Below are 24841 nucleotides of genomic sequence, written 5' to 3' on the forward strand. Positions count from 1 at the left end.
TGATCGCACGACGGCAGAAATGGGATCCCCACCGCTATGCGGTGAACTGACCGAGCGCACTTCACCGCGCGCGGTCGGAGACCGAGCGCTTGCAAAGCCAACAGACCGCTGAGCGGATGGGGGTCAAGGCCGTCAGCCGCCGAAGGCGGGGGCGCGCCAGCGCCAGCCTTGAGCCCGGCCGGTCAGCGGTCTACTTCCGGCACAGTTGCTCTTGGCTATGAGGGCGAAGAGACGAAGCAAAGCTCGGGCAAATTCCGCCGCGAGGATGCGAATGCGTGTCTGTTATCTAGAACCGCAAATCGAGCGCATCCACGAAGTGGTGCGCAGCTGAGCAGGGGCCCATGTCTCCGCGCCCGCATGAAATTCAACGAGCAGAAACAATGCAGCAACGTTCAAGCCACACCGCGGCCACAGCTCTCCCATTTCAGAGCAAGCGAGGTGCTCTTGAGATGTGGAGATGTCGTCCAGGAGTTCAGGTTCGGCGGTGGCACGTCGTCCTAGCCGCCCAGAATCCGCCGGCAGGCGTCGACGAACACCTGGGCGCCGGTGACGATGTCTGCGTCGGCGGTGTTCTCGGTCCAGTGATGGCTGATGCCGCCGATCGACGGCACGAACAGCATGCCTGCGGGCATGATGGTCGCAAGCATCTGCGCATCGTGGCCGGCGCCGCTCGGTATGCGGATGGACCGTCCGTCCGCGAGAGCCTTGCTCGCGGCCTCGATGGTATCCTGAAAGCCGGCGTTCATCATGGCGGGGGCACCGGTGCGCAGCTTCTCCACGGAGACGGTGCAGGGACCCTTCGCGTTGACCTCGTCCGCCATGGTGCGCAGCAGATCCTCCAGCCGCGCGATGACGGAAGGATCGTCGTCGCGGATCTGGAACAGCATTTCAGCTCCGCCCGGAATGATGCTCGGTGCACCCGGATCGAGCGTGATGCGGCCGGTGGTCCAGACCGTGCGCGGGCCACAAGCGCCCGGGAAACGCTCGTCGATCGCCACGCAGAACTTGGCCAGCGCCAGGCCGGCGTCTTTCCGCGCCGCCATGCGGGTGGTGCCGGCGTGGTTCTGCTCGCCGACGAAATTGATCCGGTACTGCCAGATGCCGACGATGGAGGTCACGACGCCGATCGCAAGGCGTCCGCTCTCGAGCGTGTCGCCCTGCTCGATATGCGCCTCCAGATATCCGACGTGCCGTCCCGGCTCGGCTGTGACGCGCGCCCGCCCCGAGAGCCCCATGTGGGCGAGTGCGTCGCGCATGGTGCGGCCGCTGGTGCGGTCGCGCGCAGCGTCGATATCGGCTTCGGTCACCTGTCCGACATAGGACCGCGAGCCGAGGAAATGGCCGAAATGCCCTTCCTCGTCGCACCAGGCGGCGAGTTCGACGGCGCCCTTGAGCGAGGGATCGGAGTTGAGGACGCGTGCGGCTTCGAGCGCATAGACGACGCCGAGCGGGCCATCGAGCCAGCCGGCGTAGTTCTGGCTTTCCAGGTGTGAGCCCGCCAGCAACTTCGGCCCCCGCTTTGCGCTGGTGCCGAAGACATTGCCGATGCCGTCGATCGCGGCGGAGAGACCGGCCTTGGGCAGTTTCTGCACCAGCCAATCGAGCGACTGCCTGTGCGGCTCGGAGAAGGTCGGCTTGTGCACGCCGGTCTTGAAAGTGCCGATGGCACGGAGTGCATTGAGATCGGCGAGAACGCGCATCCCATTGGCGCGTGGCTGAGTGTCAGGCATGTTCGGCAACCTTCAGCGCCTCGGTGCGGATCTCCTCGACCAGCCGTTCCTTCAGCTGGACGAATTCCGGCGTGGTCTTGATCTTGTAGGAGCGCGGATGCGGCAGGTCCACATTGATCTCGGCCTTGATGCGGCCAGGGCGTGCGCTCATGACGATAACGCGGCTGCCGAGGAAGATGGCTTCCTCGATGTCGTGGGTGACGAACAGCACTGTCTTCTGATCGCGCTCCCAGATTCCGAGCAGCATTTCCTGCATCAAGGCGCGGGTCTGGTTGTCCAGTGCGCCGAAGGGCTCGTCGAGGAGCAGGATCTTCGGATCATTGGCGAGTGCACGGGCGATCGCCGTGCGCTGCTGCATGCCGCCGGAGAGCTGTTTTGGCCAGTGGTTCTCGAAGCCGGACAATCCAACCTGGCGGATGAAGGCATCAGCGATCTTGTTCCGCTCGTCCTGCGGCACGCCGCGCTCGCGCAGGCCGAAGGCGATGTTTTCGCGCACGGTCAACCACGGGAACAGAGTGTAGGACTGGAACACCATGCCGCGATCGGCGCCCGGGCCGGTCACCTCGCGCCCGTCGAGCGTGACGCGTCCGCTGGTCGGACGATCGAGGCCGGCGACGATACGCAGCAGCGTGGACTTGCCGCAGCCGGAGGGGCCGAGGATGGTGACGAAGTCGTTGTTGCCGATGGTGAGGTCGGTCGGCTCCAGCGCCCTGGTCGGCGCGTTGCCGTGGCGCGCGGGGAAGGTTCGCGAGACCTGTTCGATCTTGAGGGTCGTCATGCGAGCTTCCAGGGGAACAGCCAGGCGTTGAATGCCTTGAACATGAAGTCGGAGAGGAGGCCGATCAGTCCGATCAAGATGATGCCGAAGATGATCTGGCCGGTGTTGAGCAACGCCTGGCTGTCGGTGATCATGTGGCCGATGCCCGAGGACGAACCGATCAGCTCGGCGACGATGACGTAGGTCCAGGCCCAGCCCAGCACCAGCCGCAAAATCTCCGCGATCTCGGGCGCGGAGGAAGGCAAGAGCACGCGGCGGATGATGCCGCGGTCGCTGGCCCCTAACGTATAGGCCGCCTCGACCAGGTCGCGCCGCGTCGCGCCGACGGTCACGGCGACCATCAGGATGACCTGGAACACCGAGCCGATGAAAATGACGAGCAGCTTTTGCAATTCGCCGATACCGGCCCAGAGGATCAGGAGCGGGATAAAGGCCGAAGCTGGCAAATAGCGCGCGAAGGAGACGAACGGTTCGAGGAACGCTTCGATGGGCTTGTAGGCCCCCATCAGCACGCCGAGCGGCACCGCGATAATCGTCGCGAGCGCAAAGCCGCCGACAACGCGCCAGATCGTCATGCCGATGTCGTATACGAATCCCTGCTTCGCCAGCAGGTCAAAGCCCTCCTGCACCATGGTCAGCGGATTTGCGAGGAAGGTTTTCGACACATGGCCGCCGAGCGTCGCCCAGGACCAGAGGGCAACGAACAGCACGAAGAACGCAAGGCCGTAAGCCACGCGCTGCTTCGATGTCACGGGATCCAGGGGGCGCATCAAACTGTCTATCCGAATAGTCGATCATGTGCCGATCCCGCGTCTCAGCGGGACCGGCAGCTCTTGAAGAGTTTACTTGATGAAGCTCGCGTCGAAGAGGTCCTCGACCTTCGGCGCAGCCTTGATGATGCCGATCTCGAGCAGGAGCTCGGCGGCGTCCTTGTTGAAGGTCAGGAAGTCGCCGGCGAAGAATTTCTGGTTCGCGGCCTTGTCCTGCCAGCGCAGGTACTTTGCCGAGTTCCCGAACTGCTCGCCGGTCTGCTTCACGTCGGCGCCCATGATCTCGTAGGCCTTGGCCTGGTCCTTGGCGATCATGTCGAGTGCCTCGAAATAGCTGTCGGCGAGCGCCTTGGCGGCCTTCGGGTTCTCGGTGAGGAACTTCGGCGTGCAGCCGAACGTGTCCATGACAATCGGATAGTCGAGCGTGGTGGCGATGATCTTGCCCTTGTCGGGCGCAGCGCGCACCGTCGACAGGTACGGCTCATAGGTCATCGCGGCATCGTTCTGGCCGGACACGAAGGCCTGCGCAGCCGCAGCCGGCTCGAGGTTCACGACGGTGACGTCCTTCACCGAGAGGCCATTCTTCTTGAGCATCCAGGCCAGCGCAAAATAGGGCGAGGTGCCGGGCGCGGAGGCCGCGACCGTCTTGCCCTTCAGCTCCTTAATGGACGTAACGTCGTTGCGCACGGCCATGCCGTCGGCGCCGTAGCTCTTGTCGAGCTGGAAGATCTGCTTGGTCGCAACGCCGTTGGCGTTCCAGGAGATCCAGGTCTCGACCGTTGTTGCCGCGCACTGGACGTCGCCGGAGGCGATCGCGAGGTGGCGGTCCTTCTGCGGGATCTTCTTGATCGTGACGTCGAGGCCGTTCTTCTTGAAGATGCCGGCCTCCTTCGCGAGCGTCAGCGGCGCGAAGCCGGTCCATCCGGAGATGCCGATGCCGACCTTGACGTCGTCAGCGAGCACCGGAGTGGAGGCCGCGAGGGCAATGATTGTCGCAAATACTTTCGAACTACGCATGATTGTCGTCCTCTTGCCGATCGATGGATTGCCGTCCTGTTGATCTCTTTATGTCGGCCCATGGACCGTTGCCCGAAACACTGCACGATTTGTGCCGACATTGTTCTTTCAGCCTCCCTTGAATCGGGCGACTAGGCGGTGAGAGTCACCGGGATAAAGCAGGCGCACCGCGGTGATCGTGCGCGCGCTGCGCCAGGTGTAGCGGTCGATCACGAGGCAGGGCGCGCCGACTGCGATGTCGAGCGCTTCCGCGGTGCGTTCATCCGCAGCGATCGCGCTGATCGTATGCTCGGCCTCTGTCCATGGGACATGATGAAGCAGCCACGAGCCGGGCGGCTCGCGCGAGAAATCCGCGGTCGCAGCATTCGGCACGGACGACAGGTCGATCAGCCTGTCCTCGACAGCAAAGGGCACATTGTCGGCGCTGTGGCGGCAGGTGATCGCGACCACCTTGCCGGCCTTCTTCACGCCGAGACGGTCACGATCAGCCGCGGTCGCCGCGCGCAGCTTTCGGCCGATCAGCTCATAGCCGTAGCTGCGGCCGAGCGCAATGATCTCGGCACGGATGTCGGCGATCTTCAGCACAGCCGACAGATGCTGCGGCCGGCGCACGAAGGAGCCGGCGCGCCGCCGCCGCTCGATCAGGTCGGCCTGCGCGAGTTCCGACAGCGCCTTGTTCACCGTCATCCTCGAACAGCCGTAGCGTGCGACCAGCTCGTGCTCGAAGGGAATGCGATGCCCGGGAGGCCATTCGCCGGTCAGGATGCGCTTTTCAATGTCGGCGCGGATGCGCTTGTAGAGCGTGGTCTTGTCGGCCGCGTCCGTGGCGAGGCTCATGCGAAAAGCCTCCGCACCGCCGCGTTGAAGCGCTCGCGTGCAGCCTGGCGCAATTTATGTCGCCCGCCTTCAACGACCTTGTGACCGCCGGCCCAGACGCAATCGATCGCGCCGCTGCTAGCCGCAAAGATCCAGCCATCGATAACGGCGTCCTGCTCGCGCCCCGCTAGCGACGGATGGGCGGTATCGAGCGTGACGATGTCGGCGCGTGCCCCGTGTGTGAGGCCGGCCGTTGTCTGCGCCAGCGCCTTTGCGCCACCTGCAAGCGCATGATCGAACAACGTGCGTCCCGTCGAGCGGCCTGCGCCACCGCAGAGCACGTTGCGCTCGAGATACCTAAGGCGTTGGCCGTATTCGAGCTGGCGCAGTTCGTCGGCGGCCACGCCGACCAGCACGTTGGAATCGGTGACCTGCACGTCATTGGCCCAGCCCGAGGGCAGGAGCGCGGAGGCGAAATGCAGTCGGGTCATGATTACGCGCCGGCTGGACAGAACCATCCCACGATTATATGTCTAGACATTTAAGTCAAGCATCCTAGGGAGCGGGGACATCCGCAAAGGGACGGCTGCATGGCAGAGCGCTTCGACCGGATCTGGCATAACGCCCGGCTCGCCACGATGCGGGCCGATCGTCCCGATCTCGGCGAGATCGACCATGGCGTGGTCGCCACGCGTGGCGGCCACATTGCTTATGCGGGTACGCAGGCGGATTTTCCGGCCGATGCGGACGCGATCGAGCGGATTGATTGCGAGGGGCGCTGGATTACGCCCGGCCTCGTCGACTGCCACACCCATCTCGTCTATGGCGGCAACCGCGCGCACGAATTCGAGCTGCGCCTGAGGGGCGCAAGCTACGAGGAGATCGCGCGAGCCGGCGGCGGCATCGTCTCTACGGTGGCTGCCACGCGCAAGGCGAGCGAGGCCGAGCTCGTCGCAAGCGCGCTGCCGCGGCTCGATGCGCTGATCGGCGAGGGCGCGACCACGGTCGAGATCAAGTCCGGCTATGGCCTCGAGACCGAAACCGAGATGCGGCAGCTCGCCGCCGCGCGCAGCCTCGGCGGTCAGCGGAAGGTTGCGATCCGTACATCCTTTCTCGGCGCCCATGCGCTGCCGGTAGACGCCGATGGCGACAAGGATCGCTACATCGATCTCGTGTGCAAGGAGATGCTGCCCGCCGTCGCAAAGGCGGGCCTTGCCGATGCCGTCGATGCCTTCATGGAAGGCATCGCGTTCTCGGCTGAGCAGACGGCGCGGGTGTTCGCGACGGCGAGGGCCCTCGGATTGCCGGTCAAGCTCCATGCCGATCAGCTCTCGAACCTCGGCGGTGCCGCGCTCGCCGCAAAATTCTCCGCGCTCTCCGCCGATCACCTCGAGCACACGGACGAGGCTGGCGCGGCGGCGATGGCGAAGGCCGGAACGGTGGCCGTGCTGCTCCCGGGCGCCTTCTACTTCATCCGCGAGACGCAGAAGCCGCCGGTCGAGGCATTCCGCAAGCACGGCGTCCACATGGCCCTCGCGACCGATTGTAATCCCGGCAGCTCGCCGCTGACCTCGCTCCTGCTCGCAATGAACATGGGCGCGACGCTGTTCCGGATGACGGTGGCCGAATGCCTTGCCGGCGTCACCCGTGAAGGCGCGCGGGCGCTCGGCATGCTCCATGAGATCGGTACGCTCGAAGCCGGCAAATGGTGCGACCTCGCGATCTGGGACATCGAGCGGCCCGCCGAGCTCGTCTACCGCATCGGCTTCAATCCGCTGCATCGCCGGGTGTGGAGGGGACAGTGACAGAGCAGGGCGCAGCAATCGTCGTCAAACCGGGAGCGGTGCGCTTCGACGATCTCGTGCGCGTGCTTGCAGGACAACCTGTCGTTCTCGATTCCTCGTTCTGGCCGCGCGTCGAGGCGGCGGCTGAGATCGTCGCAAAGGCGGCCCAAGCCGACGTTCCCGTCTACGGGATCAACACCGGGTTCGGGAAGCTTGCCTCGAAGCGCATTCCACCGGATCAGACCGCGCTGCTCCAGCGCAACCTGATCGTCTCGCATTGCTGCGGCGTCGGGCCGGCGACGCCGGAACCGATCGTCCGCCTGATGATGGCGCTGAAGATCGTCTCGCTTGGACGCGGCGCCTCCGGCGTGCGCCGTGAGGTGATCGAGCAGTTGCAGGCCATGCTGGCGCGGCGCGTCTATCCGCTGGTGCCGCAGCAGGGCTCAGTCGGCGCCTCCGGCGATCTCGCGCCACTCGCGCATATGACCGCAGTGATGATCGGCGAAGGGCAGGCGATCGTTGATGGCGGCATCGTCCCCGGCAGCGAGGCGCTCGCCGCAGCCGGCCTTGCACCGCTGACGCTCGGCCCCAAGGAGGGGCTTGCGCTAATCAACGGCACGCAGTTCTCGACCGCCTACGCCATTTCCGGCGTGCTGCGTGCATTTCGCCTAGCGCGCGCCGCGCTGGTCACCGGTGCGCTGTCGGTGGATGCGGCGATGGCATCGACGGCGCCGTTCCGCCCCGAAATTCAGGCGCTGCGCGGTCATGCCGGACAGATCGCGGCGGCGGCGACGTTGACCGCGCTGCTCGATGGCAGCGACATCCGTCTGTCGCATCTCGAAGGCGACGAACGCGTGCAGGATCCTTATTGCCTGCGTTGCCAGCCGCAGGTTGCGGGCGCAGCGCTCGACCTGATTACGCAGGCGGCGCGAGGCCTGATCGTCGAAGCCAACGCCGTCACCGATAATCCGCTCGTCCTGGTCGAGACCGGCGAGATCGTCTCCGGGGGTAACTTCCACGCCGAACCGGTAGCTTTTGCCGCCGACTCCCTCGCGCTGGCGCTATCTGAGATCGGGGCGATCAGCGAGCGGCGCATCGCGACGCTGGTTGACCCCGCGCTCAATTTCGGCTTGCCGCCGTTCCTCACGCCCGATCCCGGCATCAATTCCGGCTTCATGATCGCCGAGGTGACGGCGGCCGCGCTCTACGCCGAGAACAAGCAGCGCGCGCTCGCCTGCTCGATCGACTCGACGCCGACCAGCGCCAACCAGGAAGACCATGTCTCGATGGCCGCGCACGCTGCGCGACGCCTGTCGGATATGGCCGACAATCTGGCCGCCATCCTCGGCATTGAGCTTCTGGTCGCTGCCCAGGGCATCACGCTGCGCGCGCCGCATGCGACCAGCGCGCCACTCGTTGCCGTCATCGCCGCGCTTCGCGAACATGTACCCGCGCTCGGCGCCGACCGCTACATGGCTGGCGATCTCGCCAAGGCCGCCGCGCTGATCGAAGCCGATGCGCTGCCGGCCGCGGCGATCGCCGCGCTTCCATCCGATCCGTTTCCAAGACTTGATTGAACAAGACTCGTGGCCGGATGCGCAGCGCATTCCGACGCTCGACTACGGAAGCCGCAAAGGCGGATCGAGCGCGTGCTGTGGAACGATCCTGCGAGTGGCGTCATGCGCCACGCGGATGCGGGCTACGAGATCGCGATCGACTGCGCCCGTGCCAACGGCCTCAATCTGCCGAGCCTGGCAAAGTAGCCACGTCTCAGTCGCGCACGAGCAGCCTTGGCATCGTCGCCCGCGCGCCGTCCATGAAGGTCTGGACGGCGTCGCGGACGATCGCGTCGAGATCGGGCGGGATCGGCGTCTCGTAGATGAACTTGCGGATGGCGAGATAGAAGATGCGGCCGTGCAGGCCCCAGAACAGCTCGGTCTCGCGTTCGCCGAGCGGATGGGTCTTCGCGTCAGGCAGCTTCAGATCGTGGCGCAGTTCGGCCGCCGCCGGCTCGATGATCTCGCGCCTGATGATGTCGAGATAGCGGCCGGTGATGCCGAACGACTTCATGCCCGAGAAGACGAAGATCCGGACCCAGTTGTACTCGAACACGCGCGCGGCATAGTCGAGGTAGAAGCGCGTGAGCCGCGCCTCCAGCGACAGCGAGCGGTCGCGGATCATCGGCCCCCAATCGGGCGACCAGCGGCTGAGATAGACCTCCTGGTAGACCCGCTCGATCAGCGCTTCCTTGCTCGGGAAGTGGCGATAGATCGCCGAATGGGTGATGCCCATGCGCTTGGCGAGCTCACGGGTCTGGCCCTCGAAGCCATGTTCGGCGAAGAACCGGATTGCCTCGTCGACGATCGCGCGCTCGCGATCGGCCGCGCGCATGTTGCGGCGCTTTGGCGCGGACTTGCCTATCTCGGTTCGCCTTCGGACCGGTCGCTTCGCCGTTTTCTGCGCTTTTCGGGCCATTTCGTCGCTGAATCGCACGTAACTCCGCCTTCATAGCCCAAGGCGCATTTGTGACCAAATGGTCATTTTCTGTTGACCGCCCTCCGCGGTCGTGTCAGGGTTTTGAGACCAGATGGTTACAAATCTGGCATCCTGGCTGATGAGCCTACGGATTTTGAGGAAACGGCGGTGAAGGCGAGGGCTTTCAGCTATTTTCGTGCTGCGACAATCGAACAGGCGCTGGATGCCCACGCGCTTGTTGGCGATGATGCGCGCTTCATCGCCGGGGGCCAGAGCCTCGTGCCGGCGCTGTCGTTGCGGCTGCAGGCGCCGCGACTTCTGATCGACATCACCCACATTGGTGAGCTGCGCGGTGTCAGACGCGAAGGCGGTTTCCTGCGCATCGGTGCCCTGACGCGGCACTGCGAAATGCTGAGCGAGCCGCTGATTGCCGAATTTGCACCGCTCCTCCAGGCCGCGGCGCCTTTCGTCGCTCATCCTGCGATCCGCAACCGCGGCACGTTCGGCGGCAGTGTCGCGCTGGCCGATCCCGCGTCCGAATTTCCGGCGATGACATTGGCGCTCGATGCCGAGATCGAGATCGCCGGCCCCTCCGGCAGCCGGCGCATCAAGGCCGACGACTTCTTCATCGACCTCTTCGAGACTGCATTGCAGCCCGGCGAATTGATCACCGCGATCTATGTTCCGCTGTTCAAGGCCGACCAGCGCTTTGCGTTCGACGAAATGGCGCGCCGGCGCGGGGATTATGCGCTGGTCGGTTGCGGCATGCTTGCGACCTGCGCTGGCGATCGGATCAACGACATTCGCATCTCCTTCTTCTCCGTCGGTAATACGCCGACACGGGTGAAGGGAGCAGAGGCGACCCTCATCGGATCGAGCCTCAATTCGGAGCGTATCGCCGCCGCGCAAGCCGCGCTCGAAGGCGATCTAGCGCCGCCAGAAAACGACGAGGTGCCGCCGGCGATGCGGCTGCATCTCGCTCGTGTGTTGCTGGGCCGCCTGCTCGGACGTCTGGGGGAGAGTGCATGAGCGGCTTTGACGAGAACCTCCTGGATGAGGCCGACGAGACCGTGCGGGTTCGCTTCGTCGTCAATGGCCGCAAGGTCGCCTGCGAGGTCGCGCCGCGCGAGACGCTGGTCGATTGCCTGCGCAACGAGCTCGAGCTGACGGGCACGCATGCCGGCTGTGAAATGGGAGCCTGCGGCGCCTGCCTGGTGCAGCTCGACGGCCGCGCCGTGCATTCCTGCCTGATGTACGCGGTGCAAGCCGACGGCGCCCGGATCGACACGATCGATGGACTCTCCGAAAGTGGCGTGATCGCCGACCTCCAGGCCGAATTCCATCGCCGCAACGCGCTGCAATGCGGCTTCTGCACGCCGGGCATGCTGGTCAACGCCAACGAGTTGCTCTCGCAGGTGGCGGAGCCGAGCCGCGAGGAAATCCGCGACGCGCTGTCGGGCAATTACTGCCGCTGCACCGGTTACGAGGCGATCGTCGACGCCATCGACGCCGTCGCGAAAGCGCGCAACGAAGGCGGAAGCGCGACATGAGTGCGCCGTTGACCTCGCTGGACCGACCGAACTCCTATATCGGCCGTTCTGTGCCGCGGCCGAACGCGAAGCGGTTGCTTGCCGGGCGCGGGCGCTATGTCAGCGACCTCAAGCTGCCGCGCATGCTCTATGCCGCCTTCCTGCGCAGTCCGCATGCGCACGCGAAGATTATCTCTATCGACATCGAACGGGCGCGCGCGCTCGAAGGCGTGCATCTGGTCGCCACGGGCGCGGATCTCGCCAAGATCTGCACGCCCTGGACCGGCACGCTCGATCACTTCAAGGGCATGACGTCCTCGCCGCAATTGCCGCTGCCGCTCGATCGGGTGGTCTGGGCCGGGCAGGCGGTGGTCGCCGTCGTCGCCGAGAGCCGGGCGATTGCAGAAGATGCGCTGGAGCTGATCGAGGTTGACTACGAGGATCTTCCCGTCGTCGTTGATATCGACGGTGCGCGTGAGGCCGGTGGGCCACTGATCAATCCCGGCAGCGCCAACAACATCTGCTTCCGCAGTCAGCTCGACAATGGCACCGTCGACGATGCTTTTGCGCATGCGGCGCACGTGGTGGAGGAGGAATTCTCCTTCGGCCGCCATACCGCGGTGACGCTGGAGCCGCGCGCCATCGTCGCGGATTATGATCCCGCCGCCGGCATGCTCACCGTGCATCACGCCACGCAGACGCCATACCAGTTCCAGGATCTCTATTCGCGCCACTACGGCATCCCGGAAGCCCGCGTTCGCGTGATCGCGACCGATATCGGCGGCTCCTTCGGGATGAAGCTGCATGTCTATCACGAGGACATGGCGGTGGTCGGCCTCTCGATCCTGCTCGGCCGTCCCGTCAAATACGTCGCCGACCGCATCGAGTCGTTCGTCTCCGACATTCACGCCCGCGACCACCGCGTCCGCGCCCGGATGGCGCTGGATGCCAAAGGCGAGATCCTCGCGATGGACGTGCTGGACCTGACCGCGATCGGCGCCTTCTCGACCTATCCGCGCACCAGCGTAGTCGAGGGCAACCAGGTGATCCGCCTGATCGGTGCGCCATATCGCTTCAAGAATTACCGCGCTTCGCTGGAGGTGATCTTCCAGAACAAGGTGCAGACCAGCCAGTATCGGGCCGTCGGCCATCCCATTGCTTGCGCCGTCACCGAGCGGCTGGTCGACATGGCCGCGGCCAAGGTCGGCCTCGATCCGTTCGCCATCCGTGCACAGAACGTGATCGCCGATGATGCCTATCCGCAGACCTCGCCGACCGGCTACCGTTTCGAGGCGCTGTCGCATCAGGCTTGCCTGAAGCGCCTGCACGAGATGATGGACTACGACGCGCTGCGCGCCGAACAGGCAGAGCTGCGCAAGCGCGGCGTGTATCGCGGCATCGGCATCGCGGCCTTTGTCGAGATCACCAACCCCAGCCCGGCTTTCTATGGCGTCGGTGGCGCGCGAATCTCCTCGCAGGACGGCGCCATCGTCAGCCTGACGCCTTCCGGCGAGGTGCGCTGCCTGATCTCGGTCACCGAGCAGGGGCAGGGAACCGAGGCGATCATCAGCCAGATCGTGGCCGATCAACTCGGCCTTGCGCAGGAGCACGTCAAGGTCGTTACCGGCGACACCGAGGTGACGCCGCATGGCGGCGCCACATGGGCCTGCCGCGGCGCCGGCATTGGCGGCGAGACCGCGCTTCGGGCCGCGCGCGCGCTCAAGCGTAATATCCTGGAGATCGCCGCGCTTATCCTCCAGGAGCAGCCGTCTGCGCTCGACATCATCGATGGCGAGGTCGTCGATGCAGCGACGCGGCAGCAGCGCCTGCCGATCGCCGAGATCGCGCGCATCGCCTATTTCCGTTCCGACACGCTGCCGCCCGGCACGCAGGCGCAGCTCACCGTCGGCCACCACTTTGCCCCGCAAGGCTATCCTTTCGCCTTCACCAACGGCATCCAGGGTTGCTCGATGGAGGTCGATGTCGAAACAGGCTTCATCAAGGTATTGAAGCACTTCATCGTCGAGGATTGCGGCCGTGTCATCAATCCGATGCTGGTGGACGAACAGCTCCGCGGCGGCATCGTGCAGGGGCTCGGCGCGGCGCTGTTTGAGGAATGCCGCTACAGCGAGACCGGCCAGCTCGTGAACGGCTCACTCGCCGATTACCTTGTGCCGATGCCGATGGAGATGCCAGACATCGTCATCGCCCATGTCGAGACGCCGACCGCCGACACCGAGCTCGGCGCCAAGGGATGCGGCGAGGCCGGCACCGCCGCCGCTTCTGCCTGCGTGCTCAACGCCGTCAACGACGCGCTCACGCCGTTCGGCGCGACGATCAATTCGATTCCGATCACGCCCGCAAAGGTCCTGAAAGCCCTGAAGCGTTTCTAGAAAAAGAGCTCTGGAGGAAATCATGCCCAAATCCGGTTCGACCCCGAAAATATCCCGCCGCACCGCGCTCGCAGGCCTCTCGGCGAGCGCAGCGCTGCTCGCAATGCCCCGGATCGGCCGCGCCGCGGACGAGACGATCCGCATCGGCTTTCCGACGCCGCTCACCGGCCCCTTTGCCGCGGAAGCGCGCGATCAGGTCAAATGCGCTGAGCTCGCCGTCAAGCTCGTGAACGACAAGGGCGGTATTGCTGGCCGCAAGGTTGAGCTCTTGGTGCGCGACGACAAGCTCAATGCCGGCGAGGCGGCGACCCGCACGCTGGAGCTGATCGAGAAGGACAAGGTTCATGCCGTGGTCGGCGCGCTCTCCAGCGCGGTGCAGCTCGGGGTCAACGAAGTCACTCGCGCCCGCGGCGTGATCTACGTCTCGATCAGCCAGTCGGACACCATCAACGAGGCCAAGGATTTCAGCAAATATACCTTCCATGAGGCGCTGAACCCGCACATGACGACTGCTGCCGTGGCGCGGCAGACCCTTAAGAAGGGCATGAAGGTCGCCCATCTCGTTGCCGACTATGCCTACGGTCACGAGATGCTGCGCGGCTTCAAGCGCGCGCAGGCGGCGATCGGCGCGGACAATGTCGGCGAGATCCTGCATCCGTTCGGCGCGGCCGACTATTCCACCTTCATGCCGCGTCTGATGTCGATGCGGCCGGACGTGCTCTGCATCTCCAACTTCGGCCGCGACCAGGCCAATGCGATCAAGCAGGCGGTGGATTTCGGCGTCAAGCAGCAGATGAAGATCGTCGTGCCTGTGATCCTGCACAACCAGCGGCTCGCGGTAGGCCCCGACGTCTTCGAGGGCGTGGTTGGCGGCGCCAATTACTATTGGGGCCTGGAGCCCCAGAGCAAGACCGCCGCCGATTTCAACGCGGCGTTCCGCGCGGCCTATGGCGGTGCGATCCCGACCGACTACGGCGCCTATGGCTATTCCGGCGTGGCCTCGCTCTTGCTCGCCATGCAGGCCGCCGGTGGAACCGACAACGACAAGGTCGTCGACGCCCTGGAGAAGCTGCAATACGACCTGACCAAGGGCCCGCAGCACTACCGCAAATGCGACCATCAGTCGGTGCAGTCGGTGCTGGTGCTGGAGTCCAAGAAGAAGTCAGCCATGGCCAACGACAACGACCTGTTCGCCATTCTCGCCAACGATGCGGGCTCCGACGACATGCTGCGCAGCTGCGGCGAGCTCGGCCACACCACCTAAAGCCCTGTCACGATGGACCTGTCGCTGATCATCATGCAGCTTCTCTCCGGGATCGCCCTTGGGGCGGTCCTGGTGATCACTGCGCTTGGACTGACGATCGTGTTCGGCATGCTCGGGGTGGTCAATTTCGCCCATGGCGCGCTGTTCATGATCGGGGCCTATGCGGGGCTGTATCTGGCGTCTCTCACCGGAAGCTTCTGGTGGGGATTGCTGCTCGCTCCCATCCTGATCGGCGCCTTCGGCATGTTGATCGAATTCGTCCTGATCCGCAGGCTCTATGGACGCTCGATCGACGATCCGCTGCTGCTCACCTTCGGCCTCAGCTACGTCCTGGTCGAGGGCGTGCGGATCGTGTTCGGCAGCGACGGCATTCCGTTTCCGACCCCGCCGCAACTGATCGGCGTGCTCGATCTCGGGATCGGCTTCTTCCCGCGCTATCGGCTCTTTGTCATCGCGCTGGTGGCAGTGGTGCTGCTGGTGCTCTGGTTGACGCTGGAGAAGACCCGCGTCGGCCTGATCGTGCGCGCCGGTGCCCGCGATCCCACCATCATGCAGGTGCTCGGCGTCGATATCGGCCGGGTGTGGCTCGCGATCTTCGGTCTCGGCGTCGGGCTGGCGGCCCTTGGCGGTGTGCTCGCGGGGCCCATGCGCAGCGTTAATCCGGAGATGGGGGCGCTGGTGCTGGCGGAGGCCTTCGTCGTCACCGTTATCGGCGGCCTCGGCTCGATCGTCGGCGCGGTCGTCGCCGGCCTCATGGTCGGCATTTCCATCAGCATGGTGGCGCTGTTCGCGCCGGAGATGGCGACCATCGTCATGTTCGCGCTGATGGCGGTAGTGTTGCTGATCCGCCCGCAGGGCCTGTTCGGCGTCAGAGGGAGGACCGCGTGACGTCACTATCGAGCTGCGAAGCGGTCGCCGAACCCTCGCCTGGCGGGCTCGGCTGGCTTCTCGAGCAGCGCGTGCTGCTCTCCATCGCAGTGCTTGCCGTGCTGCCCTGGCTGCTGCCGTCGCAGGCGCTGGCCGTCAACGTCCTGATCTACGGAGTCGTGGTGATGGGCTACAATCTCCTGTTCGGCTACACCGGACTGCTGTCATTCGGTCAGGCGGCGTTTTTCGGCGCTGGCGCCTACTTCACGGGGATCGCGATCGGCCGCTACGGCGTGCCCTGGTTCGCCGCGGTGCCGATTGCCGTTGGCCTCAGCACCTGTCTCGCCGCCGCGATCGGAATCGTCTCGACGCGCACACGCGGCATCTATTTCTCGATGGTGACCCTCGCGCTCGCTCAGCTCGTTTATTACGTGGCACTCCAGGCCTCATCCTTCACCGGCGGCGAGAACGGCCTGCGCGGCTTCACGGTCGATCGCATCAGCCTGTTCGGGCTCCCGGTCAATTTCCTCGATCCCGTCAACAAATATTACGTGCTGATGGTCTTCGCCGCGCTGGCGATGTGGTTCCAGTCGCGCATCCTGAACTCGCCGTTCGGCGCCGTCATCGAGGCGATCCGCGAGAACGAGCAGCGGGCGAGGGCATGCGGCTATGACGTCGAGCGCAGCAAGCTGATCGTTTTCATGCTGTCGGGTGCGATCTCCTCGCTCGGCGGCTGCATGCTGGCCCTGCATCTGTCGATCGTACCGCTGGACATCCTGCATTACCAGACCTCCGGCATGATCGTGATGATGGTGCTGCTCGGCGGTGCCCGCAGCTTCTTCGGGCCCTTCGTCGGCGCGGCGAGCTTCCTGATCCTGGAGGATGTCATCTCGCTCTGGACGCCGCACTGGCAGATCTTCGTCGGCGCGATCTTCGTCCTGTTCGTGCTGTTCCTGCCCAAGGGCATATGGGGCACGCTGGCGGACGTCGTCGGAATCGGAAAGGCGCGGCAATGAGCGGCGAATTGCTCCGCGCCGAGGGGATCGGCAAGCGCTTTGGCGGCTTCGTCGCGCTCGAAGGCATCACTGTGTCCTTTGCGGCCGGCCAGCTCACCTCGATCATCGGGCCGAACGGCGCCGGCAAGAGCACCTTCTTCAACATCCTCTCCGGCGCGCTGCCCCCGACGTCGGGCAAGCTGCACTTCAGGGGACGCGAGCTGAACGGCCTGCCGCAGCACCGCTTCGTGCATCAGGGCATCTCGCGCTCCTACCAGATCACGAACATCTTTCCCGACCTGTCCGTGCACGAGAATGTCCGCGTTGCGGCGCAGGCTCTGACCGTGAGCTACGACATCTGGCGCAATCGCGCCCGGCTGACTGAACTGAATGCGCGTGCGGATGCCGCGCTCGACGCGGTCGGGCTGCTCGGCAAGCGCGCCGAACTCGCAAAGTTCCTGTCGCATGGCCAGCAGCGCGCGCTGGAGATCGCGATCGCGCTGGTCTCCGAGCCTGAGTTGCTGCTGCTGGACGAGCCGACCGCCGGCATGGGACCGGAAGAGACCAAGGACATGGTGGCGCTGCTCGAACGTCTCGCCGACAAGCGCACCGTGCTTCTGGTGGAGCACAAGATGAAAATGGTGCTGGGCCTGTCCAAACGCGTCGTGGTTCTGCATCACGGTCGCCTGCTGGCAGACGGTGCGCCGGACGAGATCAGGAGCAATCCGGAAGTCCGCCGGGTCTATCTTGGACAGAGTGAAGGCTATGGCTGAGACCGCGCTGCTCGAAATCAGGGATCTCCACGCCTGGTATGGCGCGAGCCATATCCTCCACGGCATCTCGCTCCACGTGAACCCCGGCGAGGTGGTCGCTCTCGTTGGCCGCAACGGTGCTGGCAAGACCACCACGCTTCGGGCGATGATGGGCCTGATGCCGAAGGCGACGGGCCACGTGCGGTTCGCGGGCAGCGAGCTCCTGGCGCTGCGCGCGCACCAGCGCTTTCACCTTGGCCTCGCCTACGTTCCTGAAGAGCGCCGCATCGTGTCTGGCCTTTCCGTGCGCGAGAATTTGCGGCTCGGCCTCGTCGCGACCGGCGGCGGTATCGATGAGCGCGGCGCGATCGACGAGATCGCCGAAACCTTTCCGCGCCTCAAGGAGCGGCTTGATCAGGAGGGCGTGACGCTCTCGGGTGGCGAGCAGCAGATGCTGGCGATCGCACGCGCACTGATCGCAAAGCCCAGGATGATCCTTCTCGACGAGCCCTCGGAAGGCATCATGCCCGTCCTGGTCGAGGAGATGGGTGTGCTGTTCCGCCGCCTGCGCGACGAAGGCAAGACCCTGCTTCTGGTCGAGCAGAATGTCGAATGGGCCCTGCGCCTTGCCGACCGCGCCGTAATCATCGACCAGGGCGAGGTGGTGCATCAGAGCAGCGCCGCAGCGCTGCTCGCGGACAAGGACATCCAGGAGCGCTACTGCGCAGTCTGAGTCGCCGCTATTTCTTCTCGAGCGCCGCGGTCTGCTTGGCGAGCTGCTTGTCGAAGTCCTCGGACAGGCCGGTCGCGTAGGTCGCGAGCTCGCCCGGTTTGACGAACGGGTTCGGCGCGCCGTCCTTCATCTCTGCACGCTTGGTCTGCATGCCATAGACTTCCGGATGCGGCCCGAGCAGTACGTCGATCTTCATCGCCTTGGCCTTGGCGAAGGTCGCGCGGTAGTCGTCGACGATGCCGGCATAGGTCGGCTGCCCGACCAGCCGGTTCAGCGCCACCGTCCCGCTGCAGAAGAACAGCACCTCGCGGTCCTGGCTGCCGTCGTTCACGGTCATCTCCCAGCTCGTGCAGCCCGGCGAATGGCCGGGCGTTGAATGCGCCGTCAGCGTCGTGTCGCCGAGTGTGACCTTGTCGCCTTCCTTTACCGCGCGATCGACCTTCACCGCGGGGAAGGCGAGATCGGCGTTCTTCTCGTCGCCGGGATAGTAACCGCCTTCGAGCAGCGGCTTGTCGCGCTCGCCGGCCATGAGCTGCGCACCGGTCTCCTTCTTGATCTCGGCGAAGCCGCCGGTGTGATCGAAATGCGCGTGCGTGTTGAGGATGATCTTGACGTCGGAGACCTTGAGGCCGAGCTTTGCGATGTTGTCCTTGATCATCCCGGTGGACTGCGGCAGCGCCGTATCCATCAGGATCAGGCCCTGTGAGGTCTTGATGACGTAGACGGCGATGCCGTCGGTGCCGACATAGTAGATGTTGCCAATGAGCTGGAACGGCTCGAACGGTGTGGTCCATTTCTTGGTGACCGCCGCCAGGAAATCCTTGATCGTCTGCGCCTGCGCTGCCGGCGCGAATAAAGCCAACGCGCACAGTGCTGCCGTGAGCTTTCTCATCGTTTTCCTCCCGGGTGTTCTTGTCGTTTTGGTCGGGCGCGGCTGTCGCGTAGCGCGGCCGATGCGCAAGCTACGTCGTGGGAGGTAGGGCAGGCAACCGCCTCGTATCAGGAATATTTCGTTTGCCACCGCGGAATAACCGGGTGTCCCGACTGAACATGGCGGGTCGCATTGCAAACGCGAGCCGCGCTGGACGCCTAACGCCCGATCGTCACGCCGGCGGTCGAGCGCATGGCGTCCTTGAGGCTCGTTGCGTTCATGTCGTCGAGGACCTGCCGCGTCAGCACGGTGGTTTGTCCGGGGATATTGAGGATCGGCTCGCCGCGCGGGGAGGAGAGCCGATCGGCCTTGTAGGGCCCAGCCGGATCTGCGGCAGGAGCGGTCGGAGGTGCATGGCGTGACCGCTTGCCTGCTGCGGAGAAGGCTGGTTGTGAGATGCAGAGGGCGGCGATCACGACCAGTGGCAACGATCTTACGCGCATACGCGATCTCCCATCCCGGGACATCAGCCTAGCATGTCGTGATGGTGGTCGCAGGGGAAGGATCAGGCGAGAGCGGCCCGACGTTCCCGCACGGACTCGCGGGCCCGGTCCTGGTTCCGCGGCTCGGCAAGCCGGGTGAAGCTGCGATGGCCAGCCTGCTCGGGCGCTTCAACGATGACGCCCTCGCAGACGATCTGCCCGCCCAGCATTCTGAATTCGAGCCTGTCGTAACGCGGCATCGTCTCGCCGGGCGCTGGCGGCAGCAACTCGCTGCGCCCCTGGATGTTCAGCGTCGCGTCGCCGGTGCCATGAAGCCGCGGATTCCACATCCGGATGCCCGTCTCGGCCCAGCGCTGCCGGATCAGCGTCGTGCGATCGGCGGGATCAGCGGCTCTCGTTGGAGTTTTCGGCGCCCGGCGGCGCGCTGGTGACGGAGGCACGACAACGGGGGCAGGCTCGCTTTTTGCCCCGGTGTCGGAAGAGACTATTGGAACTTCGTCCGCAGCGACGGCTTTGGCGGGTGAAGTACCCTCCGGCGGGACCGGCGCGATATCCGCGCCAACGCTGGGAGATGGATCGCTGGCGATGACGAGATCGGAGATACCAGCCGCCGGGATTTCAACTTCGAGCGACGCCACGGGAGCGTCGTCGACGCTGACCGGCTCGGCCTCCGCGGTAACTTCCAGGGACGGCTCGCTGGCTACGACGAGATCGGGGATCTCAGTCGTCTGACTATCGGCTTCGACAAGCGCTATGGGAGCGTCGTCGATGCTGACCGGCTCGGCCTCCGCAGTAACTTCCGGGGACGACTCGTTGGCGACGACAAGATCGGGGATCTCAGCCGCAGGGCTTTCGGCCTCGACGAGCGCTATGGGAGTGTCGTCGACGCTGACCGGCTCGGCCTCCGCGGTAACTTCCGGGGACGACTCGTTGGCGACGACAAGATCGGGGATCTCAGCCGCCGGGCTTTCGGCCTCGACGAGCGCTACGGGAGCGTCGTCGACGCTGACCGGCTCGGCGTCTGCGGCAGCTTCCGGGGACGGCTCACTGGCGATGACAGAATCGGGGATCTCAGCCGCCGGGATTTCGGCTTCGACAAGCGCTATGGGAGCGTCGTCGATGCTGACCGGCTCGGCCTCCGCAGTAACTTCCGGGGACGGCTCGCTGGCGACGACAAGATCGGGGATCTCAGCCGCCGGACTTTCGGCCTCGGCGAGTGCTACGGGAGCGTCGTCGACGCTGATCGGCTCGGCCTCCGCGGTAACTTCCGGGGATGGTTCGCTGGCGATGACAAGATCGAGGATCTCAGCCGCCGGGCTTTCGGCTTCGACGAGCGCGGCAGCGGCCTCTGCGCTGACTGGCTCGTCGTCCGCTGCAACTTCAGCGGACAGCTCGCTGGCGATGACGAGATCGGAAGATTCAGCTGCATGGCTCAAGGCGTCGGCAAGCGGAGCCGAGGAGTCGTCAGCGACGACCGGCTCAACGCCTGCGGCCTCGTCGGGGGGACGCATCGCTGCTGAAGACATGATCGGCAAACTCAACCGGCTCGCTCTCGACCTCTACGGAAATCGAAGGCTCCTCGACCGCGACCGGATCAACGCTGGTCGGCGCCTCGCGAGACGAATCCTCACCGGCGCTGATATCGGAGGGGGCGGCGGAGGGACTCTTCTCGGCGTCGGGAACAGCGGTCACATCGACCGCGACCGGAACCGCTGCCGCAACGTCGTGCGACTGGGCAGCGCCGATGTCGATGCTGGGAGAAGCCTCGGGGATGTCGACGATGGGAGCCTGCGGCTCATCCGCAGCGATCGGCGCACTGTTGATGCTGCCGCTATGCGACAAAGGCCGAAATCGGGAGAACGCCCATTTCACCGCAGGGATGCGGCGCAGCAACGATATCAGTCTCGAAAGCACTGGGAGTTGTCCAAGAGGTACTCGGCGTGAGGCATTCGCTGATTCGCCAGCAATGCAAAAAACTGCCCGGCCGTCACACTGATGTCAATGTAAGTGAGACCAATTGTAGAACATCCTCACATCCATCGCGAGAGAGGCGCTGCAACCGTTGTCTCGCCGCTCGGATTTGTCCACAGATTGCGATGCCGGCGCTTGCGATGTTCATTCGAAATGCATCATTGCAAGCGGGTCTTCGTCGCGATCGGGAAGGTGCGTTGCCGGCGGAAGCGCGGTCGTCGCGTGCTCCGTGCTGCGAAGGCGCGGATGCGGCGCTGCGGCCTTGCGAACATGCGCGATAGGGATGGTGCTGACCGAAGCGGCTGCGCCGCACTCTGTTCGTCCATCGCGCCACACGCAGTCGACGCCTGGTAACGAAGTAATGGCAGCCGGTCCGGTCCATGCCTGAACCGGGCCGGCCATCGCCAGCGAAAGCACGAGCCGCAAGGCGGTGAAGATGGTAGTCCTTATCATGAGAGCCTCCAGTGCGATCCAGTGAGGAGATCGCACCGTGCGCTCGATATTCCTGGCCGTTCCCGGAGTTCACGCGGGGTTCAAAGCACGTGAGACTGCCGTGAGGTATCGCCGCTCATTCGCGGGCGATGCGCTGCAACGATCCCTGACGAAGGTGGCTACCCGCATGCGACAGAGCGCCGCCGGGGAAGTTATCTTCCTGATGAGAGTCTCCCTGCGCTGTCTCTGGACAACCTGTCCGGGAAGATGGGGTTCCTGAGCGGCGGCCCGGCCAGGACCGCGGCGCAAGGGCATGCGCTGACCGAACGTCGGGGTTCCCTTCGCAGTACCAGCGAGGGTAGTTTCGAACACCCGACATCCGGTGTGAGGACAATGCAATGAGGAAGCTTGCCGCCATCGCAGCGGTTCTGTTCTGGTCGGCATGCGCCTTCGCGCAGGATCGGGCCATCACCGTGGCATCGACGACGTCGACGGAGCAGTCGGGTCTGTTCGGCTACTTACTGCCACTGTTCTCGAAGGCCGAGGGCATCAACGTGAAGGTCGTTGCCGTCGGCACCGGCCAGGCGCTGGACATCGGGCGGCGCGGCGATGCCGACGTGGTGTTCGTTCACGACAGGCCTGCCGAAGACAAGTTCATGTCGGAAGGGCAGGGCGTGAAACGCTTCGACGTCATGTACAACGACTTCGTCATCGTTGGCCCCAGAAGCGATCCCGCGAAGATCGCCGGCGGCAAGGATGTTGCCGAGGCGCTGCGCAAGATCGCGGCGGCGAAGGCTCCCTTCATCTCGCGCGGCGACAAGTCCGGTACACACGCAGCCGAGCTGAGATTGTGGAAAGAGGCCGGGGTCGACCCCGCTGCCGGCAAGGACACCTGGTATCGTGAGATCGGCCAGGGCATGGGTCCGGCGCTGAACATGGCCTCGTCCTCGAACGCCTATCTTCTGTCAGACCGGGGCACCTGGCTGTCGTTCAGGAATCGCGGCGAGCTCGCCGTCCTGACTGAGGGCGACAAGCGGCTCTTCAACCAGTACGGTGTCATGCTGGTGAATCCGGCAAAGCATCCGAACGTAAAGGCGCAGGACGGGCAGGCCTTCATCGACTGGCTCATCTCGCCGAAGGGCCAGGATGCGATCGCCGGTTACAAGGTCGGCGGCGAGCAGCTATTTTTCCCCAACGCGTCCCACTAGCAGGAAGGCGACGGTCGACACGGCCACGCTGAGCGCGAGCAGGATCAGCCCGAGCCCTAGCGCGAGCGGCAGGTCGCCCTTGCTGGTCTCCAGCGCGATCGCGGTCGTCATCGTGCGCGTGAAGCCGCGGATGTTGCCGCCGACGATGATGATGGCGCCGACCTCGGCGATCGCGCGCCCGAAGGCTGCGAGAAACGCCGTCAGCAGCGATGTCCGGCCGAGCGCGAACAGGAGTGCCATGCTGCGCAGGACTGACAGTCCGTCGATCCGCGCCAGATCGCCATACTCCGCCCAGAGCAGACTTGCTGGCCGGTGCACCAGCGCCACCACGATCGGCGTCGCTAGCAGTGTCTGTGCAATCACCATGGCGGCCGGCGTGAACAGCAGTCCGGCCGATCCGAGCGGGCCGGACCTCGATAGCAAGAGATAGAGCGCGAGCCCGACCACGACCGGGGGAAGACCGAGCAGCGCGTTGGTCAGGACGATGATCACCTGCCGCCCCTGGAAGCGGGTGATCGCGAGCAGCGCCCCGATCGGTGCGCCGATCAGGAGCGCAACGATGCTCGCGGTCAGGCTGACACGGACCGACAATGCCACGATGCCGAGAAGCTCCGCGTCGGCCCCGCCGATCAGCGTGAGAGCGGCGACGATGGATCGCGCGAAGTCGTTCATCCGGCCTGACGCTGCTGCGCCGGCAACAGATCGAGCACCAGTTCGGAGGGGCGGCAGAGTCTGACGCCTTTCGGCGACACCACGATCGGACGGTTGATCAGGATCGGATGCGCTATCATCGCATCGAGCAGCTGATCGTCGGTCAGCGCCGCGTTGTCGAGCCCGAGCTCCGTATAGGGCGCCGCCTTTTCGCGAACCGCCTCGCGCACCGAGATTCCCATGCGCGCGATGAGCTGCTGCAGCAGCGCCCGTGACGGCGGCGTCTTCAGATATTCGATCACGTGCGGCTCGATGCCGGCGTTCCGGATCGTCGCAAGCGTGGTGCGCGAGGTGCCGCAATCGGGATTGTGGTAGATGATCACGTCCATTGCAGAAGTCTCCGACCTCGACTGCCGTCTGACGACGTTGCTCGCGCCCGCTCGTCTAGACCGCCAGCGCCGCACCGACGATCTGTCTTTTCCATGTTTCAACGATTGTTGGAATAACAAAGGGTTGTCAATCGGATATCCTCGATCGACTGGCCGCCGCAGGGCTCGGCACGTCTGCTCTGTTGTCCGCCGCCCCTATGCCTGTCGGGAAGCGGGTGGATGCAATTCACGCGTCGCGACATGGTCAGTCCATGCACAAACTCGATGAAATTGCCAAAGGCGGAGATGGGGTGCGGCCTGAGCTGAAGTCGCTTTGGCTCTACCCGCGACGCTGACGCGCGTAGCGCGGATTGACGCCGCAATGTGCCCGCGTGCCCGAGGCGGATGCCTTGCACTGGCTGTATGTCGAGAAGCTGCAATTGCCGGGATAGCCCCACTGATCCCCCTGCAGGCAATAGCGCTCCGCATGGGCGGAGCTTGCCCCGACGATGCATAGAATGACGAGAATGGTGCCGATCATGAGACGGGACATGAAGCCTCCAGGTCGTTCTGTACTCTGCACTCGATGGGGCATTGCTGGACTCATTTCGCGATCGCCTCCATCGCGTCTAGCAGCGGCATCTCGCGGTTGTATTCGCAGAACCGCGAGAGCTCGTTGGAGTTCTGGTCGAGGGCTTCTGTGTCAACGCACATCAATCTCAGCGCACCCTTCGCGAGCGGTGCATCGTCCGATTGATCTAGATCAACGGCGGCCGAGACGTGCCGGGTGTCCATCCGTCCCTCAGCCGCGGTCCGGGCAGGACCCGTTACAAAAATCGAGGCAAATCGGTCAGACAGGGCGCCGTGCCCGAAAGGCAGCTTTATTCCCGCCATGGATGCTTTAAGGAAAGGGCAGGATCGGGTCGCACCCGCC

General features: G+C 64.8%; 25 protein-coding genes and 2 pseudogenes. 12 read left to right on the forward strand and 15 right to left on the reverse strand.

All coding sequences use genetic code 11. The features are described from left to right. Positions 1-497: 497 nt before the first annotated feature. The 6 genes and pseudogenes from AC629_RS19585 to AC629_RS19610 form a co-directional block, all read right to left on the reverse strand. The gene (locus tag AC629_RS19585; RefSeq protein WP_084806663.1) at positions 498-1730 is read right to left on the reverse strand and encodes a Zn-dependent hydrolase; all 1233 of its coding nucleotides are present in this window, start codon (positions 1728-1730) and stop codon (positions 498-500) included. After that, positions 1723-2508: an ABC transporter ATP-binding protein gene (locus AC629_RS19590; protein ID WP_084806664.1), complete on the reverse strand. Its 786-nt coding sequence runs from the start codon at positions 2506-2508 to the stop codon at positions 1723-1725. The genes AC629_RS19585 and AC629_RS19590 overlap by 8 nt, the downstream gene beginning before the upstream one ends. Continuing rightward, positions 2505-3278, reverse strand: a complete 774-nt coding sequence (locus AC629_RS19595; protein WP_084806665.1) for an ABC transporter permease — start codon at positions 3276-3278, stop codon at positions 2505-2507. The genes AC629_RS19590 and AC629_RS19595 overlap by 4 nt, the downstream gene beginning before the upstream one ends. Before the next feature lie 72 nt (positions 3279-3350). Then, positions 3351-4295, reverse strand: coding sequence for an ABC transporter substrate-binding protein (locus AC629_RS19600; RefSeq protein WP_084806666.1), 945 nt, complete (start codon positions 4293-4295; stop codon positions 3351-3353). 108 nt (positions 4296-4403) lie between these two features. Then, positions 4404-5132: a histidine utilization transcriptional repressor HutC gene (gene hutC / locus AC629_RS19605; RefSeq protein ID WP_084806667.1), complete on the reverse strand. Its 729-nt coding sequence runs from the start codon at positions 5130-5132 to the stop codon at positions 4404-4406. Further along, positions 5129-5539, reverse strand: a pseudogene (locus AC629_RS19610) (formimidoylglutamate deiminase); the annotation flags it as partial. The pseudogene AC629_RS19610 and the gene hutC, both read right to left, overlap by 4 nt. A 162-nt stretch (positions 5540-5701) precedes the next feature. Here AC629_RS19610 and hutI point away from each other — a divergent pair. From hutI to AC629_RS45445, 3 genes and pseudogenes are all read left to right on the forward strand, one after another. Continuing rightward, positions 5702-6916, forward strand: coding sequence for an imidazolonepropionase (hutI, locus tag AC629_RS19615; RefSeq protein ID WP_084806668.1), 1215 nt, complete (start codon positions 5702-5704; stop codon positions 6914-6916). Continuing rightward, positions 6913-8472 carry a histidine ammonia-lyase gene (gene hutH / locus AC629_RS19620; RefSeq protein WP_084806669.1) on the forward strand — a complete coding sequence of 520 codons (1560 nt, stop codon included), beginning with the start codon at positions 6913-6915 and terminating at the stop codon, positions 8470-8472. The genes hutI and hutH overlap by 4 nt, the downstream gene beginning before the upstream one ends. Before the next feature lie 57 nt (positions 8473-8529). Continuing rightward, positions 8530-8658: pseudogene (locus AC629_RS45445) on the forward strand (urocanase-related protein); the annotation flags it as partial. A gap of 7 nt (positions 8659-8665) precedes the next feature. Here AC629_RS45445 and AC629_RS19625 read toward each other — a convergent pair. Beyond that, positions 8666-9286, reverse strand: a complete 621-nt coding sequence (locus tag AC629_RS19625; RefSeq protein WP_084806702.1) for a TetR/AcrR family transcriptional regulator — start codon at positions 9284-9286, stop codon at positions 8666-8668. 252 nt (positions 9287-9538) lie between these two features. Between AC629_RS19625 and AC629_RS19630 the strand changes: the two genes are divergently transcribed. Genes AC629_RS19630 through AC629_RS19665 form a run of 8 tightly spaced genes read left to right on the forward strand, consistent with a single transcriptional unit; the run spans position 9539 to position 17903 of the window. Beyond that, the gene (locus tag AC629_RS19630) at positions 9539-10399 is read left to right on the forward strand and encodes an FAD binding domain-containing protein (RefSeq protein ID WP_084806670.1); all 861 of its coding nucleotides are present in this window, start codon (positions 9539-9541) and stop codon (positions 10397-10399) included. Next, on the forward strand, positions 10396-10920 hold the full coding sequence (locus AC629_RS19635; RefSeq protein ID WP_084806671.1) for a (2Fe-2S)-binding protein: 525 nt from the start codon (positions 10396-10398) through the stop codon (positions 10918-10920). Before AC629_RS19630 ends, AC629_RS19635 begins: the two co-directional genes overlap by 4 nt. Continuing rightward, entirely contained in the window at positions 10917-13292 is a 2376-nt protein-coding gene (locus tag AC629_RS19640) for a xanthine dehydrogenase family protein molybdopterin-binding subunit (protein WP_084806672.1), read from the forward strand. The genes AC629_RS19635 and AC629_RS19640 overlap by 4 nt, the downstream gene beginning before the upstream one ends. A gap of 22 nt (positions 13293-13314) precedes the next feature. Next, on the forward strand, positions 13315-14556 hold the full coding sequence (locus tag AC629_RS19645) for an ABC transporter substrate-binding protein (protein ID WP_084806673.1): 1242 nt from the start codon (positions 13315-13317) through the stop codon (positions 14554-14556). Positions 14557-14568: 12 nt separating this feature from the next. Continuing rightward, positions 14569-15444 carry a branched-chain amino acid ABC transporter permease gene (locus AC629_RS19650; protein WP_084806674.1) on the forward strand — a complete coding sequence of 292 codons (876 nt, stop codon included), beginning with the start codon at positions 14569-14571 and terminating at the stop codon, positions 15442-15444. Next, entirely contained in the window at positions 15441-16439 is a 999-nt protein-coding gene (locus AC629_RS19655) for a branched-chain amino acid ABC transporter permease (protein ID WP_084806675.1), read from the forward strand. The genes AC629_RS19650 and AC629_RS19655 overlap by 4 nt, the downstream gene beginning before the upstream one ends. Beyond that, positions 16436-17191: an ABC transporter ATP-binding protein gene (locus AC629_RS19660; RefSeq protein ID WP_084806676.1), complete on the forward strand. Its 756-nt coding sequence runs from the start codon at positions 16436-16438 to the stop codon at positions 17189-17191. The genes AC629_RS19655 and AC629_RS19660 overlap by 4 nt, the downstream gene beginning before the upstream one ends. Beyond that, positions 17184-17903: an ABC transporter ATP-binding protein gene (locus AC629_RS19665; protein WP_084806677.1), complete on the forward strand. Its 720-nt coding sequence runs from the start codon at positions 17184-17186 to the stop codon at positions 17901-17903. The genes AC629_RS19660 and AC629_RS19665 overlap by 8 nt, the downstream gene beginning before the upstream one ends. A gap of 7 nt (positions 17904-17910) precedes the next feature. On the opposite strand, the gene blaBJP is transcribed toward AC629_RS19665, so the two are convergent. The 4 genes from blaBJP to AC629_RS19685 all read right to left on the reverse strand — a co-directional run bounded on the left by blaBJP (position 17911) and on the right by AC629_RS19685 (position 21170). Beyond that, positions 17911-18795 carry a BJP family subclass B3 metallo-beta-lactamase gene (gene blaBJP / locus AC629_RS19670; RefSeq protein ID WP_084806678.1) on the reverse strand — a complete coding sequence of 295 codons (885 nt, stop codon included), beginning with the start codon at positions 18793-18795 and terminating at the stop codon, positions 17911-17913. 197 nt (positions 18796-18992) lie between these two features. Next, positions 18993-19277, reverse strand: a complete 285-nt coding sequence (locus AC629_RS19675) for a TonB-dependent receptor plug domain-containing protein (protein WP_084806679.1) — start codon at positions 19275-19277, stop codon at positions 18993-18995. A gap of 62 nt (positions 19278-19339) precedes the next feature. Then, positions 19340-20803: a hypothetical protein gene (locus AC629_RS19680; RefSeq protein WP_143199273.1), complete on the reverse strand. Its 1464-nt coding sequence runs from the start codon at positions 20801-20803 to the stop codon at positions 19340-19342. Next, positions 20757-21170, reverse strand: coding sequence for a hypothetical protein (locus tag AC629_RS19685; RefSeq protein WP_143199274.1), 414 nt, complete (start codon positions 21168-21170; stop codon positions 20757-20759). Before AC629_RS19685 ends, AC629_RS19680 begins: the two co-directional genes overlap by 47 nt. A gap of 908 nt (positions 21171-22078) precedes the next feature. On the opposite strand from AC629_RS19685, the gene AC629_RS19695 reads away from it, so the two are divergent. Next, a complete protein-coding gene (locus AC629_RS19695) occupies positions 22079-22888 on the forward strand; it encodes an ABC transporter substrate-binding protein (RefSeq protein ID WP_084806683.1) in 810 nt (269 codons plus the stop codon). Here AC629_RS19695 and AC629_RS19700 read toward each other — a convergent pair. The 4 genes from AC629_RS19700 to AC629_RS19715 all read right to left on the reverse strand — a co-directional run bounded on the left by AC629_RS19700 (position 22862) and on the right by AC629_RS19715 (position 24702). Further along, positions 22862-23560 carry an ABC transporter permease gene (locus AC629_RS19700; protein ID WP_084806684.1) on the reverse strand — a complete coding sequence of 233 codons (699 nt, stop codon included), beginning with the start codon at positions 23558-23560 and terminating at the stop codon, positions 22862-22864. The two genes, AC629_RS19695 and AC629_RS19700, sit on opposite strands and share 27 nt — an antisense overlap. Further along, positions 23557-23928 (reverse strand): arsenate reductase (glutaredoxin), encoded by a 372-nt coding sequence (arsC, locus tag AC629_RS19705; RefSeq protein WP_084806685.1) that lies wholly within the window; start codon positions 23926-23928, stop codon positions 23557-23559. The genes AC629_RS19700 and arsC overlap by 4 nt, the downstream gene beginning before the upstream one ends. A gap of 319 nt (positions 23929-24247) precedes the next feature. Continuing rightward, positions 24248-24460: a DUF3551 domain-containing protein gene (locus tag AC629_RS19710; RefSeq protein ID WP_084806686.1), complete on the reverse strand. Its 213-nt coding sequence runs from the start codon at positions 24458-24460 to the stop codon at positions 24248-24250. A gap of 50 nt (positions 24461-24510) precedes the next feature. Continuing rightward, complete coding sequence (locus tag AC629_RS19715) at positions 24511-24702, reverse strand: hypothetical protein (protein ID WP_143199275.1); 192 nt, start codon at positions 24700-24702, stop codon at positions 24511-24513. Positions 24703-24841 lie beyond the last annotated feature (139 nt).

It is taken from the genome of Bradyrhizobium sp. NAS80.1 (genome assembly GCF_001908205.1).
In the GTDB taxonomy this organism is placed as follows: Bacteria; Pseudomonadota; Alphaproteobacteria; order Rhizobiales; family Xanthobacteraceae; genus Bradyrhizobium.